A 14,894-nucleotide genomic window follows, 5' to 3' on the forward strand; every position below is an offset into this window, starting at 1 on the left:
GGCCGTTCGGGCGCGCGGGGTGGAGCGGGATCAGCTCAGGCTGACCTTTGCGCCGGCGTCCTCGAGCTTGGCCTTGGCGGCGTCGGCCGCGGCCTTGTCGACACCCTCGAGGATCGGCTTGGGGGCCGACTCGACGAGGTCCTTGGCCTCCTTGAGGCCCAGGCCCGAGACGAGCTCGCGGACGACCTTGATGACCTGGATCTTCTTGTCGCCGGCCGCGTCGAGGACGACGTTGAACTCGTCCTTCTCCTCCTCGGCGGGGGCCGCGGCACCACCGGCGGCGGGGCCGGCGGCGGCGATGGCGACCGGGGCGGCCGCGGTGACGTCGAAGGTCTCCTCGAACTTCTTCACGAACTCCGACAGCTCGAGCAGCGTCAGGTCCTTGAAGGCGTCGAGCAGCTCGTCGGTGGACAGCTTCGCCATGGTGGCGGTCCCTTCTCAAAAGTTGATCTAGCTCGGGGTGGAGCACAGACCGTGGGGGGTGGAGCTCAGCTCTCGGCGTCGGCCGGGGCCTCGGTGGTGCTGTCGTCGGTGCTGCCGGCGTCGGCGGCACCGTCCTCGGCGGCGGCCGGAGCCGCACCCTCGGACTCGGCCCGCTTGTCGGCGAGCGCCTGCGCGAGGCGGGCGACCTGCGACGCCGGAGCGGCGAACAGACCGGCGGCCTTCGACAGGTTGGCCTTCATCGCGCCGGCCAGCTTGGCCAGCAGGACCTCGCGGGACTCCAGGTCGGCCAGCTGGGCGACCTCGGCGACGGTCAGCGCGCGACCGTCCATGAAGCCGCCCTTGATGACCAGGCCCTTGTTGTCCTTGGCGAAGTCGCGCAGCGCCTTGGCGGCCTCGGAGGGCTCGCCGGTGACGAACGCGATCGCGGTCGGGCCGATGAGCATCGACTCGAGGCCGTCGACACCGGCGTTCTCCGCGGCCCGCTTCACCAGGGTGTTCTTGGCGACGCGGTACGTGGCGTCCTGGCCCAGCGCGCGCCGCAGGGCGGTCAGCTGGGTCATGGTGAGGCCGCGGTACTCGGTGACGACCGAGGCGGACGCGCCCCGGAACCGGCTGGCGATCTCTTCGACCGCCGTGACCTTGTCGGATCGGGCCATTCCTGCCTCCTCTCGGGTAGTCGTCTTCGGATGGATCTGCGGGTCCGACCGCGGGGCGACGACTGCCCTGGAGACGTCGAACGCCCCGGCGCAGGAGCGCACGGGGCGGAGCGGGTGCCTTCGCACCCGGAGCTACCTCGTCCTCCTGCGCGGGTCGCCCGCTGCTGCGGGGCCTTCGTGCGCCTGCCCGGGGTGAACCGGGCGGGGCGCAGACCTGCGGTCTTCGGTGGAACCGACCACGAGAGTACGCGCCCCCGCGCCCGTCCCGGCGCGGGGGTCGCCCCTGCTCAGCGGCTCTCGACCGCGGCGATCCGCCAGCGCCCGTCGACGCGCTCGCCGGTGACGGTGAGCCGGCCCGCGGCCGCGACCTGCTCGGCGCTGGCCGCGGTCGTCGCCTGCTGGTCCATGAAGGCGACGAGGACGGCGGTGTCGCCGTCGATGCGCTGCACCGCCGAGACGTTGACGACGGCGGAGACGACGGCCTCCTGCTGCGGCGCCAGCTCCCGGACCTGCGCGAACAGGCGGTCGAACTCCGGGGCGAACGCGTCGGTGATGACGCCGCGGGCGGCCCGCTCGTTCTCGTCGAGGCGGCTGAAGTCGTAGGAGTAGAGCGTCTCCAGCGCGTCGCCGAGCTGGGTGCTCACCTCCGAGGTGGCGGCGAGGTCGGTCAGCGCGGTGTTCGCCGCGGCCGGGTTGCCGCGCAGGGACGCGGTGGCGATCCCGAAGAACACCGCCAGGGCGACGAGGACGACGAGCGCCGCGGCCAGCACGGGCACCGTGCGCAGGCGGGCGAGCAGCGCGCGGCCCCGGCCCCAGGAGGCGGTCTCGGCGGGCTCGGTGGCCTCCGCCGGCTCGTCCCGCGCCGCCCGGCGGCGCCCGCGGGGGGCCGACTTCTCCAGGTCTGCCGGCCCGGGCTCGGCGTCGGGCTCGGCGGCGTCGACGTCGACGGGGGCGGGCTCCACGGGATCGGCGAGATCCGCAGGGTCGGCGACCTCGGGCTGCGTCCGCGCCCGCGGCTTCACCGGGGCGGCGGGGCGGGCGGCGCGGACCCCGGTCAGGGTCGGTCCCTCCCCCTCGGTCTCCGGGCGGCCGGGCACTGCGGTGCCGGCGACCTTGGGACGGCGGGTGGCGGGGCTGGGGGTCGTGCGGCGGCGTGCGGGCATCTCTCGCACCTCCTGGTCGGATCGGGGGTGGTCAGCGGACGACGTCGGCCCGGCTGGCCTTCCATCCCTGCTCGGTGCGGGTCATCTCGATCTGCAGGCGCTGCCGCAGCAGCACCGGGTCCTCGTCGGGCACCGTGACCTGCACGTCAACCCCGACGACGACGCGCGCCACGCCGGCGCGCAGGTCCAGCTCGGCCACCGCCGCGTCCGCGACCGACGCCGTCGTGCTGCGCCCGGACTGCGTGACGAGCCCGGCGTACTCGGCGCGGTTGGCGCGGAACTCCTCGAGCAGCCCTCCGGTGGAGGACTGCTCCCACAGGTCCAGGCCCGGCTCGACGTCGGCCGAGTCGAGGGTGTTGAGGTTGATGGCCGCCTGCCGCGCGTCGACGAGCACGACGTCGCGCGTGCGCGCGAGCTCCAGGGAGTCGTCGGTGGCGGTGAACGCCCACAGCACCCCCAGCACGAGGGCGGCCAGCGCCGCGACGGCGACCAGCACCGTCAGCAGCCGGACCGGGTCGCGGCGGGGCGCGGCGGGCCCGGGGGCCGCGTCGCGCTCGTCGAGCTGGGTCATGCGCCCTCCTGGGGGGAACGCGGCCTAGGGGAGGAGGCCGGTGAGGATCTGCGCCGGGGAGCTCAGGGGCGTCGGCGAACCGACCGGCGCCGACCCCGCGGGCAGCCCGCCCGCGGGCGGGCCGGACGGGGCACCCGCCGGCGCCATCGGGGTCTCCGCCCGCGGGGCATTCTGCGCTCCGCGTACCGAGATGGGGCTGCCGGGGGGTTCGGCGCAGTAGGCGTCCTGGTTCGCGGGCGTGTCCGCGATGTCGGTGCCGCTGCGCCGGACCGTGCCCTCGTAGCCCCGGGTGCACGGGAACGGGTCGAACACGTTGACGACCAGCCCGAGGTGGGCGGTGCCGTCGCCGGGCGCCACCGTGTACGCGACGGAGGCGAACGCCGGGTAGGTGACGAGCAGCTGGCGCAGCGCCTCCTGCCGCGGCTCGGCGACGCGCGCGACCGTGAGCAGGTCCGACAGCAGGACCGACAGGCCCGGGCCGCTCTCCCGCAGGAGCCCGGTGATCTGCTCGGACGCCTCGGGGGCGGTCTCCAGCAGCCGCCGCAGGTCCGGGTCGGACGTGCGGAGCTGCTCGGCCAGCAGCGCCAGGTCGGCGCTGAAGTTCTGGAACGAGCCGGCGGTCTCGTTCTGCGTGGTGAGCACGGTGCGTCCGTCGCGGAGCAGGTCGAGGGTCTGCGGCAGCGCCTCGACGGCGTCCTCGCTGAACGCGTCGGTGGTGGCGAGGATCTTCTGCAGCGGCCCGGCGGTGCCCTCGAACGCGGTGCCGAGCTCCGACACCACGGTGCGCAGCGACTCCAGCGGGACCGAGCGGGCGAGGTCGTCGACGCCGACGACGAGGTCCTCCACCGGCACCGGGATGCTGGTCCGGTCGACGGGGACGACCGACCCGTCCTCCAGCGACGGCCCTCCGTCGGAGGCGGGCTGCAGGTCGACGTACTGCTCGCCGATCGCGGAGAGGTTGCGGACGGCCGCGTCGACGTCGAGCGGGATGGCCGGTGCGCTGCGCTGCAGGTCGAGCTGCACGTCCACGCCCTGCGGGGTGAGCGTCAGCGGCCCCACCCGCCCGACGCTGACGCCGCGGTAGGTGACGTCGGCGCCGGTGAAGATGCCGCCGGAGTCGGCCAGCTGCATCGTCACCGGGTAGGTGGTGGTGCCGAAGACGTCGCCGAAGCCCGCGTAGCGGAAGCCGGTGTAGCCGACCCCCAGCACGGTGAGCAGCAGGAACGCCACCAGTTGGACCTTCGTCGCCCGGGTGATCATCGTCCGCCTCCCAGGAGACCGCCGAGGAGGCCGCCGCCGTCCTGCTCGGCCTCCTGCTGCTCGAGCTGTGTGGGCTGCCCCGGCTCGGGGGCGCGGGTGGAACCCTCCGGCGCCCGCTCGGGCAGCGGCTGCGCCTGGCCCGGCAGGACCGGCAGGACGTCGCCGAGCAGCGGGAACTCCTGCAGCCCCTGCAGTGCGCCGGTCGGGCCGAGCAGCGGGCCGAGCAGTTGGCCGGTGGGCGGCAGCGCCGCGAGCGGGCTGTCGGGGCCGAGCAGCGGCTGGTTGGACCGCACGAGGTTCTCCAGCACGCTGCCGAGGTCGAGATCGGCGGTGACGTAGAGGTTGGCGTAGTCGCCCGCGAACGCGGCCTCGCCGGCGTCGGTGAAGGGCGGGGTGAACAGCAGCTGCAGCGACTCGGGCAGGTCGGCCCCGGACTCCGCGAGCTTCTGCAGCACCGGGCGCAGCAGCTCGAGGTCGGCCAGCACGTCGTCGCGGCTGCGGTTGACCACGTCCGTGCCGACGACCGAGAGCCGGTCGAGCGCCTGGAGCATGTCGACGAGCTGCGAGCGCTGGTCCTCCAGCTCCCGCAGCCCCGGCGCGAGGTCGTCGAGGGCGATCTCGATCTGCCCGCGGCGGTCGGCGAGCGTCCTGCTCAGCTGGTCGACCTCGTCGAGGGCGCGGGTGATCTCGCCCTTGCGCTCGTCGAGCGCGCCGACCAGGGCGTCGACGTCGTCGAGCAGCGCCCGGATCTCCGGCTCGTTGCCCTCCAGCGCCAGGTTCAGCTCGTTCGCGATCGTCCGGATCTGCGCGACGCCGCCGCCGTTGAGCAGCATCGACAGCGCGCCGAGCACCTCCTCGACCTCTGCGGCCCGGCCGGAGCGCTCCAGCGGGATGACCGCACCGTCCGCGAGCGAGCCGGAGCCCGCGCCGTCGTCCGGCGAGCCGAGCTCGACGAACTTCTCGCCCAGCAGGCTGGTGGTGCGCACCCGGGCGGTGGCGTCGGCGGGCAGCTGCACCCGGTCGTTGACCAGCATCGTGACCATCGCGGTCCAGTCGTCGCTGACCGTGATGCCGGTGACGGTGCCGACCGGCACGTCGTCGACCATCACCAGCGACTGCGGCACCAGGTCGACGACGTCGCCGAACTCGGCCGTCACCTCCATCGGCGCCTCGCCGAGGTCGGCGCCACCGGGGAGGGTGATCCCGCGCAGCCCGTCGGTCAGCAGGCCGCAGCCGCTGGTCAGCAGCGTCACGGCGGTGAGGACCGCGGCGAGCCGCAGCGTCCGGGTGGTCATCATCCGGGTGGTCATCACTCACCCTCCAGGGGGGCGGCGGCGTTCGGGAGCGGCGCGGCCGGGACGGCGGGCGCGGTGGGCAGCGCCAGCCCGGGGACCGGCGGCAGCTGCCCCGCCTGCAGCGACGTGATCACCTCGGCCGCGGACGGCAGCGGGAGCTGGTCGAGCGGCCCGAGCTGCTCGCACGCCGTGCCGATCGTGATCGGCAGGTCGGCCAGCGCCTCCGGCGTGCCCCGCTCGAGCAGCTCGCAGATCAGGGCCAGCGGCGGCAGCGTCAGCTCGTTGATGTTGAGTCGCGTGTCGAGCGTGCCGGACGAGCCGTTGTAGGCGTTGGCCAGGTTGCCCAGCGCCGTCGGCGCGGTGTCGAGGGTCTCGGCGAGCGCGCGCTGCTGGTCGACCAGCACGGCGGTGACGTCGGTGAGGCGGTCGACGTTCGACGCCACGATCTCGCGGTTGTCGCGGACGAACACCGCGACCTCGCCGAGGGCGATCGAGAGCTCCTGCAGCGCCGCGCCGAGGTCGCCGCGCTCGTCGGCGAGGAAGGCGGACACGTCCTCGAGGCGCGTGTTGAACTCGCGGACCTCCGCATCGTTGGCGGCGATCACGGAGACGAACCGCTGCAGCTCGGTGACGGTGCCGAACAGCTCCTCGCGGGAGTCGGCCAGCGTGCCCGACAGCTCGCCGAGGTCGGTGATCGTGTCGTTGAGGGCCTGGCCGTTGCCGCCCAGGTTGTCGGCGCCGACGTCGAGGACGCGGGAGAGCGAGCCGTCGCGGTTGACGCCGTTCGGACCGAGCGCGTCGGTGAGGTCGACGGCGGTGCGGGCGAGGTCGTCGACGTCGAGCGGCACCGCGGTGCGCTCGACGGGGATGACGGCGCCGTCGGCGAGCTCCGGCCCGCCGGAGTACGTCGGGGTGAGCTGGACGTAGCGGCCGGTGACCAGGCTCGGCGAGATGACGACCGCGCGGGCGTCGGCGGGCAGGACCAGGTCGGGGTCGTCGATCGTCATCTCGACGCGGACGCGGGTGCCCTCCGGCACCACCCGGTCGATCGTGCCGACGTCGACGCCGAGCACGCGCACCGAGTTGTCCTCGAACACCGCCGTGGCCGAGGTGAAGTAGGCGACGAGCGTGCGGCCCGGCGGGCGGGCGATGACGACGACCGCCGACGCCAGCAGCACCGCGATGACCGCGACGAGGCCGACGAGCTGGAACTGCCGCCGGTCGGTGTCGGTGAGCGCCATCAGCAGCCGCCTTCGTTGATCGGGCCCAGCGGCGGGAAGACCAGCCCGCAGATGTAGTTGTCGAACCAGCGGCCGTTGCCGACCGCGTTGGAGAACAGGCGGGTGAACACGGCCTGGCGCTCGAGCGCGAGCTCGAGGTTGTCGCGGTTGCGCTGCAGGATCTCCGCGACGCCGTCGAGCGCCTCCAGGGTGGGTGTGAGCTGCTCCTGGTTGTCGGCGACGAGGCCGCGCAGCTGCACCGACAGGGCGCGCGTGCCGTCGAGCAGGGCGCTGATCGCGTCCTTGCGGCGCTGGATCTCGGCGAGCAGCAGGTTGCCGTCGGACAGCAGGCGCTCGAACTCCGGCGCCCGGTCGGCGAGCACGCCGGAGAGGTTCTGCGTGCCGGCCAGCAGGCGGCGGATCTCCTCGTCGCGGCTCGCGATGGTCTGCGAGAGGCGGGACAGGCCGTCGAGCGCGCCGCGCACCTCCGGCGCCGTGCCGGAGAACGTCTCCGACAGCGTGTCGAGGCTGGTGGCGAGCTGGGCGGTGTCGAGCCCGTCGATGGTGCTGGACAGGCCGTTGAACGCCTCGACCACGTCGAACGGGGACGCGGTGCGGTCGAGCGGGATGACGCCGTCGTCGGGCATGTCGGCGTCGCCCTGCGGGTCGAGCGCGAGGTACTTCGCGCCGAGCAGGGTCTTGACCTCGATCGAGGCCGAGGTGCGGTCGCCCACCCAGGCGTCCTTCACGTCGAAGGTGACCAGGACGCGGTCGCCGGCGAGCTCGACGGACTCGACGCGGCCCGCCTCGACCCCGGCGATCGTGACGAGGTCACCGGACTGGAGCCCGGCGGCCTCGCTGAACTCGGCCCGGTGGACGTCGCCGCGGGTCAGCGCAGCGGGCAGGGTGAACGCCGCCACGAGGACGCCGACGATCACGAGGATGCCGGTGATCGCGACCGGTACCGGTCCGCGCGTGTCGGGCATCAGTTCCCTCCCAGGAGCGGCAGCCCGGCCAGGTCGGGCGAGCTGGGCAGGGTCGGGAGCGGTCCGCCCAGTGCCCGCGTGTCGCCCTCCCCCCCGCCGTCGGGGTCGGGTCCGCAGCGCGGCTGCGTGTTCGTGTAGCCCTCGAGCTCGAAGGCCGGTACGTACGGTGCGAGGCCGACGGAGCCGCCCAGACCGCAGAGGTAGAACTGGAACCAGCTGCCGTAGCTGCCGGCGCGGGTGATCGTGTTGAGCTTGCCGGGCCAGTTCACCAGGAAGCTCTCCAGCGCGGGCTCGCTCGCGTTCAGGTTGTCCGACAGATCGCCGAGCGCGGCGATGTCGTCGCGCAGGGCGGGGCGGCCCTCCTCGACGAAGCCTGCGGTGACCTCCGTCAGCTCCCCGATCGACTCCAGCGCCTGCCCGATGGGCTCGCGGTCCTCCGATAGCCCGGAGACGAGCTCCTGCAGGGAGACCACCAGTTCCGACAGCTCCTCGTCGCGCTGGTTGACCGTCTCCAGCACCAGGTTGAGGTTGTCGATGACCTGCCCGATGACCTCGTCGCGGTCGGCGATCTCGTTGGTCAGCGACGCGGTGCTGGCCAGCAGGCTGCGGATGGTGCCGCCCTGGCCCTGCAGCACCTCGATGATCTCGAAGGAGAGCTTGTTGACCTGGTCGGCGTCGAGCGCGGCGAACAGCGGCTTGAAGCCGTTGAACAGCGTCGTCAGGTTCAGCGGGCCGCGCGTGCGCTCCACCGGGATGACGGCGTCGGGCGCCAGCACCTCGCCGGTCGGGCCCGAGCCCTGCGTCAGGCCGAGGAAGCGCTGGCCGACGAGGTTCTTGTAGTTGATCGCCGCCGCGACCGACGCCGGGATGCGCTGCGCGCTGTCGACGGAGAAGCGGACCTCGGCGAAGCGGCGGTCGACGATCGTGACGTCCTCGACCCTGCCGACGACGACGCCGGCGATCCGCACGTCGTCGCCGACGAGCAGGCCGGCGGCGTCCTCGAAGCGCGCGCTGTAGCTGGTGCGCTCGCCGCCGGAGCCGTTCGCGATGGTCACGCCCAGCACCGTCGTGGCCAGCGCGACGACGAGCGCGAGCGCCAGGAACTTGAGCAGCGAGGCGAGGGGCAGGTTCCTCACGTCAGCGTCACCTCCGACCCGCGGTAGAGCGGGCCGACCATCATCGAGCCCCAGCCGGGGACGTCGGCGGGGCTGCCGCCGTCCTGCGCCGCCACGAGCTCGGCGACGAGCCGCTGCTCGCCGGGCGAGTTCGGCAGACCCATGCCCTGGTAGGCGATGGCCTCGACCGGCAGGTCCGACAGCACGGGGAGACCCGGGAGCAGCGCTCCCCCGCCGGAGGCCGGTGTCCCGCGGGCGGAGCTCCCGTCCTCGCAGGTGTAGGAGGCGTCGCCGGTGCCGAACGTGTCGCCGCCCAGCGCGTCGACGTCACCCCGGGGGGAGTCGACGGGTGGGGGCGGGGCCAGCGAGCCGTCGCAGAACGGGCCGTCCGGCGGCTCCTGCGGGCCCAGCGGCAGGATCGGGTAGCAGCGCGGGCCGCGGTCGTCGAGGTACTCGGGCTCGTCCTGGTTCGGCACGTACTTGCCCTTGTTGTTGACGATCTCGACGGTCACGTAGACGCCCGGGCGACCGCGGCCCACGCCGAAGACCTCGTCCAGGCGCGGGACGAGGCCGTTGAGCTGCTCGAAGAAGCAGGGGAACTCCGGCGAGTAGCGCGCCAGGGACTCCAGCGTCGGCCGCGAGGCGGCCGAGAGCGAGATGATGTTCTCCCCGTTGCGGTCGAGGAAACCGCTCAGGTCGTCCGACGCCGTGGTGACGCCGCCGATCAGGGCGCGGAGCTGGTCGCGCTGCTCGACGACCGTGCGGCTGGTGGCGGAGAAGTCCTCCAGCGCGTCGAGCAGGTCGGGCGCCGCGGAGTCGAGGTTGTCGGCGAAGTCGGCGAACTGCGTGATGTCCTCCTGCAGGTCCGGGATGCCCGGGCGGAGGCCGCCGGTGAGCTCCTGGAGCCGGACGAGGGTGTCGCCGAGGCGCTCGCCGCGCCCGGACAGCGCCTGCGAGAGCGCGCCGAGGGTCGTCGCGAGGTCGTCGGGGTTCACGGCCTGCAGCAGCGGCAGGAGCCCGTCGAGCGCGGCGTCGATCTCGCGCGCGGTCTCGCTGCGGTCCATCGGGATGACGTCGCCGGCCGCGATCGTCGTGCCGCCGCCCCCGCTCGCCGGCGCCACCAGCGACACGTACTTCTCGCCGAACAGCGTCTTGGGCAGCAGCCGGGCCGACACGCCCGCGGGGATGAGGTCGACCATGTCGGGCCGGATCGTCAGCTCCACGTCGGCGCCGCCGCCGGTGGTGCTGATCGTTTCGACGCTGCCCACGATCAGGCCGCGCATCTTCACGTCGGAGCGCTCGGTGAGCTGGTTGCCCGCGCGGTCGACCTGCAGGGTCACCGGGACCCCGCTCTCGAACGCGCCGTTGTACTTCGCGATCGCCAGCCCCAGCAGGGTGACGATGACCAGGACGAACGCGAGTCCCTGGATCCGACGCCTGATCATCCGGCCACCCGCACCGAGGTCTCCGTCCCGTAGATCACGAGGGTGAGGAAGAAGTCGAGGATCGCCGTGCTGACGATCGACAGCCGGACCGAGCGGCCCACCGCGATGCCGACGCCCGCGGGCCCGCCCTTGGCGTGGTAGCCGTAGTGGCAGTGGATCAGGATGATCACGATCGCGAAGACGATGACCTTGAGGTAGGAGTACAGGACGTCGCTGACCGGCAGGAACAGGTCGAAGTAGTGGTCGTACGTGCCGCCGGGTAGTCCGTTGATGAGCGTGACGTTCAGGCGCGAGGAGATGAAGCTCGCCAGCAGGCCGACCGTGTAGATCGGGATGATCGCGATCGTCCCGGCGATCACGCGGGTGGTCACCAGGAACGGCACGCTGGGCACCGCCATGACCTCCAGCGCGTCGACCTCCTCGGAGATCCGCATGGCGCCCAGCTGCGCGGTGAAGCCCGCGCCGAGCGTGGCGGTCAGGGCCGCGGCGGCCACCAGCGGCGCGATGTCGCGGGTGTTGAAGTAGGCCGTGATGAAGCCGGTGAGGGCCTCGACGCCGAGCGAGTCGAGCGCGCGGAAGCCCTGCAGGCCGACGAGTGAGCCGACGAACAGCGACAGCGACAGCATGACGCCGGCCGTGCCGAGGATGACGATGAGCGCGCCGGAGCCGAAGCTCACCTCGGCGAGCAGCCGGGCGATCTCGGGGCGGTAGCGGCGCAGCGTGCGCGGGATCCAGGCGATCGCCCGCCCGTAGAGCGAGAGCTGGTCGCCGAGCTCGTCGAGCTGGCCGAGCGGGCCGCGCACGAGGCCGCGGGCCCGGGAGCCGATCGTCGCCATCTCAGGAGCCCTTCGGCGGGACGAGGTCCAGGTACAGCGTGGTCAGCACCAGGTTGAGGAAGAACACGAGGACGAAGGAGATGACGACGGACTGGTTGACCGCGTCGCCGACGCCCTTCGGCCCGGGGGGCGGGTTGAGGCCGCGGTAGGCGGCGACGACCCCGGCCGTGAAGCCGAACAGCACGGCCTTCAGCTCGCTGACCAGGATGTCGCTGACCTGGGCGATCGAGGAGAACGCGGCGATGTACGCACCCGGCGTGCCGCCCTGCACGATGACGTTGAAGAAGTAGCCGCCCGCGACGCCGACGACGGTGGCCAGGCCGTTGAGCACCAGCGCGGTGGTGGCCATCGCCAGCACCCGCGGCACGACGAGCCGCTGGATCGGCGAGATGCCCAGCACCTCCATCGCGGCGATCTCCTCGCGGATGGTGCGGGCGCCGAGGTCGGCGCACACCGCGCTGCCGCCCGCGCCGGAGATCAGCAGCGCGGTGACGATCGGCGCGGCCTGCTGCACGATCGCCAGGACGCTGCCGGCACCGGTCTGGCTCTGCGCGCCGAACTGGCGGGTGAGCTCGCCGAGCAGCAGCGCGATCGTGGCGCCGAACGGGATCGTGAACAGCGCCGTGGGCAGCGCGGAGACCTTGGTGACGAACCAGGTCTGCTCGATGTACTCACGCAGCTGGAACGGCGGCTTGAACGCGCTGACGACGACGTCGGCGCCGAGGGAGAACAGGCGCCCGACCGGGGTCAGCGCCCGGGTGAGCGGAGCGGTCACGGCCGCATCCCGCGGTGCCGGCCGGGGCCCGGCGGCGGGGACTGCGGGCCGGGGCCGTTGCCGGGGCCGGCGAACCAGGCGGGCGGACCGTCGCCGGGGCGGATGACGTCGGTGTCGTCGGGCCCCGCGGGGCCGGCCGGGCCGCCGAGCAGGCCCTGCTTGCGCATCGGCAGCGGACCGCCGGCCATCGCGGGCACCGGGTCGTTCGCGTAGCTGCGGCGGATCTCCTCCTGCGCGGCGGCGGGCAGCGTGTGCAGCATCTGCATGACGCGCTCGCGGCGGCGGCCGACGGCCTTGCGCTCGGGCATACCCGGGCTCACCTCGAGCTGCGGCTTCATCTCCGGCAGCCCGGCGAGCTCGCCCGCCTCGGCCATCTCGCGCTGCGCCTGGGCGGTGTCCTTCTCCTCCGACATCCCGATCGGGCCCTGCCGGCGGCCGTTGAGGAACTGGCTGACGACCGGCTCCTCGCTGGTCAGCAGCACCTCCCGCGGCCCGAACATCGACAGGTGCTTGCGGTAGAGCATCCCGATGTTGTCCGGGACGGTCTGCGCGGTGTTGATGTCGTGGGTGACGATGAGGAACGTGGCGTCGGTCTGCGCGTTCAGGTCGATGATCAGCTGGTTGAGGTAGGCGGTGCGCACGGGGTCGAGGCCGGAGTCCGGCTCGTCGAACAGGATGATCTCGGGGTCGAGCACCAGCGCGCGGGCCAGCCCGGCGCGCTTGCGCATCCCGCCGGAGATCTCGCCCGGCAGCTTCCGCTCGTCGCCGGTGAGCCCGACGAGGTCCATCTTCTCCGCGACGATGTCCTTGATCTGCGCCTCGGACTTCTTCGTGTGCTCGCGCAGCGGGAAGGCGATGTTGTCGAACAGGTTCATCGACCCGAACAGCGCACCGTCCTGGAACAGCACCCCGAACAGCTTGCGGATCTCGTAGAGCTTCGACTCCGAGCAGCGCACGAGGTCGACGCCGTTGATGACGATCGAGCCCTTCTCCGGCTTGAGCAGCCCGATCAGGGTCTTGAGGAACACCGACTTGCCCGTGCCGACGGGCCCAGCAGCACCGACACCTCGCCCGGCGGCAGCGTCAGGGTGACGTCCGACCAGATGTTCGCGCGGCCGAACGACTTCGAGAGCCCTTCGACCTTCACCTCGACACCGGCCACGGCGCCGCCTCCTCAGTGGTTCCGGGCTGATCGCGGCCGCCGAGCGGGGAGCGGGCGGCCGACTGCCCACAACACCCCAACGACGGATCGTGAGGTGGGTTACTGACCAGTTGCTGGGAAGACGACAAGTTGGTCCGTTCGCAGGCGGACGTCTCACCCAGCAGGTGTAACCGACGGTACCCGCAGGCCAGCGGCTCGCCGTGCGTCACCACCCACGGTGCAGACGTGCTCTACCGAGAGTGCGCGCGCACGACCGACTCGACGTCGTCCAAGAGGCCCGCGAGGACCTCGGGGACGGGTGGCGCGCACGTCTGCTGGAACCCGACGAGCACCGACAGGCCGAGCACCGCGAGCCGCTCGACGACGACCGGGTCGTCCACGATCCCGGAGACGACCCACCGCACCGAGGCGCGGCGCTCGTCGTCGACGCGGCGCTGGGCCCGCCCGACGTCGGGGTCGAGCGCCGCCCAGACCCGGATCGCGGCCTCCGCGGCGTGCGGGACCGTCACCGCCAGAGGCGGCGCACTCCACGCTCGCGCTGCACCGCCACCCCGAGCAGAAGGCGCTGCTGCTGGAGGACTTCGCGGGCCCCATCGACGGGGCCGTCGACGAGCTCGTGCGCTGGGCGAGCCCGGTGCTGACGTTCCGGCGCACCGCGCGGCGCGACACCGAGCTCCGCGGGCAGCGGATCGCGGCGGGCGAGAAGGTCGTGCTGTTCTACCGCTCGGGCAACTTCGACGCCGACGTCTTCGCCGACCCCGACCGCTTCGACATCACCCGCAGCCCCGACCCGCAGATCGGCTTCGGCGGCGGCCCGCACTTCTGCCTGGGCAGCCACCTCGCACGGATGCAGCTGCGGGCGGTCTTCGACGAGCTGCTGCACCGGCTCCCGACGCTGACCGTCGGCGAGCCGGTGCACCTGGCGGGCAACGTCATCAACGGCATCGAGAGGCTGCCCGCCCGGCTCTGTTCCCTCCGGCGACCCCTCAGGCTGCGGCCAGCTCGGCCTGGTCCTCGGCGTGGAACCGCTCCTCGAGCGCCTCGGGGGCGGCGTCCACGTCGATGACCCTCAGGTCGGCGCCGCGCGCGGACTCGATGGCGCCGAGGCGGCGGCCGATCTTGTCCATCGCGTACTCGGCCATCTCGTTCATGTCGACGTCGAACGGCGTGGGCTCGCCCTCCTCGTACCGCTCGAACGTGCCGGTGACCACGCCCATCGCCGGCACGAGCAGCTCCTGCATGCGCTCGTCGACGGCGTCCCACAGCGAGTCGTCGGCGGCGACGTGGCGGCGGCAGGTGAACGTGCCCCAGGCCATGTGGCGGCGCTCGTCGTCGCCGATGTGCTTGATCAGCTTCTGCATCCCCGGCAGGATCCCGCGGCTCTGGCAGACCTTCGACCAGGCGAAGTAACCCGTCAGCGCCAGCGTGCCCTCGACGATGTGGTTGTAGGTCACCGAGGCGCGGACCTGGTTGCGCGGCGACGGGTCGAGCGCCAGCGCGTACAGGCTGTTCGGGAGCTCGTCGGTGAAGATCTGCATGTAGTGCTCGTTGGACTCGATCTGGTCGTGCAGGTCGCCGGTCATGCCGACGGCGTCGAACCAGCGGCGGAAGCCCTCGGTGTGCTTGGCCTCCTCGAACACGAACTGCGTCAGGTACATCTCGTCGGCCAGGCGGCCCTCGGCGGCCATCGCGGCGACGAAGGGCTGCAGGTCCTGCGTCACCGACTCCTCGCCCGCAATGAACTGCGCGGCCAGGCTGACCGTCATGTCGCGCTCGGCGTCGGTCATCGCGGCGATGTCGCGCGCGTCCTGGGTGAAGTCGATGTCGGCGGGGTTCCAGTGCTTGGCGTTGCCCTTGGAGAACAGCCGCATCGGGAACGAGTCGAAGTTGAGCCCGCCCGTCCCGAGGGTGGCGAAACCGGTGCGCTTGCCGTGCTCGATCGATCGCGTCATCGCAGACCTCCGTG

15 protein-coding genes and 1 pseudogene are annotated in these 14,894 nt (G+C 72.7%); 1 reads left to right on the forward strand and 15 read right to left on the reverse strand.

Annotated features, from left to right (window positions below):
• Positions 1 to 30: 30 nt before the first annotated feature.
• The 14 genes and pseudogenes from rplL to I4I82_RS10115 form a co-directional block, all read right to left on the reverse strand.
• Positions 31 to 423, reverse strand: coding sequence for a 50S ribosomal protein L7/L12 (gene rplL / locus I4I82_RS10050; protein ID WP_218588906.1), 393 nt, complete (start codon positions 421 to 423; stop codon positions 31 to 33).
• Between the two features lie 65 nt (positions 424 to 488).
• On the reverse strand, positions 489 to 1,100 hold the full coding sequence (rplJ, locus tag I4I82_RS10055) for a 50S ribosomal protein L10 (protein ID WP_218588905.1): 612 nt from the start codon (positions 1,098 to 1,100) through the stop codon (positions 489 to 491).
• Between the two features lie 287 nt (positions 1,101 to 1,387).
• Positions 1,388 to 2,263 (reverse strand): nuclear transport factor 2 family protein, encoded by an 876-nt coding sequence (locus I4I82_RS10060; protein ID WP_218588904.1) that lies wholly within the window; start codon positions 2,261 to 2,263, stop codon positions 1,388 to 1,390.
• A gap of 31 nt (positions 2,264 to 2,294) precedes the next feature.
• Complete coding sequence (locus tag I4I82_RS10065) at positions 2,295 to 2,834, reverse strand: Rv1363c family protein (RefSeq protein WP_218588903.1); 540 nt, start codon at positions 2,832 to 2,834, stop codon at positions 2,295 to 2,297.
• A gap of 24 nt (positions 2,835 to 2,858) precedes the next feature.
• A complete protein-coding gene (locus I4I82_RS10070; RefSeq protein WP_218588902.1) occupies positions 2,859 to 4,094 on the reverse strand; it encodes an MCE family protein in 1,236 nt (411 codons plus the stop codon).
• The gene (locus I4I82_RS10075) at positions 4,091 to 5,404 is read right to left on the reverse strand and encodes an MCE family protein (RefSeq protein ID WP_225920564.1); all 1,314 of its coding nucleotides are present in this window, start codon (positions 5,402 to 5,404) and stop codon (positions 4,091 to 4,093) included. The genes I4I82_RS10070 and I4I82_RS10075 overlap by 4 nt, the downstream gene beginning before the upstream one ends.
• Positions 5,404 to 6,630, reverse strand: a complete 1,227-nt coding sequence (locus tag I4I82_RS10080) for an MCE family protein (RefSeq protein ID WP_218588901.1) — start codon at positions 6,628 to 6,630, stop codon at positions 5,404 to 5,406. The genes I4I82_RS10075 and I4I82_RS10080 overlap by 1 nt, the downstream gene beginning before the upstream one ends.
• Positions 6,630 to 7,595 (reverse strand): MCE family protein, encoded by a 966-nt coding sequence (locus tag I4I82_RS10085; protein ID WP_218588900.1) that lies wholly within the window; start codon positions 7,593 to 7,595, stop codon positions 6,630 to 6,632. The genes I4I82_RS10080 and I4I82_RS10085 overlap by 1 nt, the downstream gene beginning before the upstream one ends.
• The gene (locus tag I4I82_RS10090) at positions 7,595 to 8,731 is read right to left on the reverse strand and encodes an MCE family protein (protein ID WP_218588899.1); all 1,137 of its coding nucleotides are present in this window, start codon (positions 8,729 to 8,731) and stop codon (positions 7,595 to 7,597) included. Before I4I82_RS10090 ends, I4I82_RS10085 begins: the two co-directional genes overlap by 1 nt.
• On the reverse strand, positions 8,728 to 10,155 hold the full coding sequence (locus tag I4I82_RS10095; protein WP_218595649.1) for an MCE family protein: 1,428 nt from the start codon (positions 10,153 to 10,155) through the stop codon (positions 8,728 to 8,730). The genes I4I82_RS10090 and I4I82_RS10095 overlap by 4 nt, the downstream gene beginning before the upstream one ends.
• Entirely contained in the window at positions 10,152 to 10,991 is an 840-nt protein-coding gene (locus I4I82_RS10100) for an MlaE family ABC transporter permease (protein ID WP_218594729.1), read from the reverse strand. The genes I4I82_RS10095 and I4I82_RS10100 overlap by 4 nt, the downstream gene beginning before the upstream one ends.
• Before the next feature lies 1 nt (position 10,992).
• Positions 10,993 to 11,766: an MlaE family ABC transporter permease gene (locus tag I4I82_RS10105; protein ID WP_218595650.1), complete on the reverse strand. Its 774-nt coding sequence runs from the start codon at positions 11,764 to 11,766 to the stop codon at positions 10,993 to 10,995.
• Positions 11,763 to 12,928: pseudogene (locus I4I82_RS10110) on the reverse strand (ABC transporter ATP-binding protein). The gene I4I82_RS10105 and the pseudogene I4I82_RS10110 overlap by 4 nt, the downstream one beginning before the upstream one ends.
• Before the next feature lie 230 nt (positions 12,929 to 13,158).
• The gene (locus tag I4I82_RS10115; RefSeq protein WP_225922733.1) at positions 13,159 to 13,437 is read right to left on the reverse strand and encodes a hypothetical protein; all 279 of its coding nucleotides are present in this window, start codon (positions 13,435 to 13,437) and stop codon (positions 13,159 to 13,161) included.
• 125 nt (positions 13,438 to 13,562) lie between these two features.
• On the opposite strand from I4I82_RS10115, the gene I4I82_RS10120 reads away from it, so the two are divergent.
• Positions 13,563 to 13,994, forward strand: coding sequence for a cytochrome P450 (locus I4I82_RS10120; protein ID WP_267461592.1), 432 nt, complete (start codon positions 13,563 to 13,565; stop codon positions 13,992 to 13,994).
• Here I4I82_RS10120 and I4I82_RS10125 read toward each other — a convergent pair.
• Positions 13,915 to 14,880, reverse strand: a complete 966-nt coding sequence (locus tag I4I82_RS10125) for a R2-like ligand-binding oxidase (protein ID WP_218594331.1) — start codon at positions 14,878 to 14,880, stop codon at positions 13,915 to 13,917. The two genes, I4I82_RS10120 and I4I82_RS10125, sit on opposite strands and share 80 nt — an antisense overlap.
• Positions 14,881 to 14,894: the final 14 nt, after the last annotated feature.

Origin of the sequence: Pseudonocardia oceani (genome assembly GCF_019263585.2) — a bacterium.
GTDB classification, from domain to species: Bacteria; Actinomycetota; Actinomycetes; order Mycobacteriales; family Pseudonocardiaceae; genus Pseudonocardia; species Pseudonocardia oceani.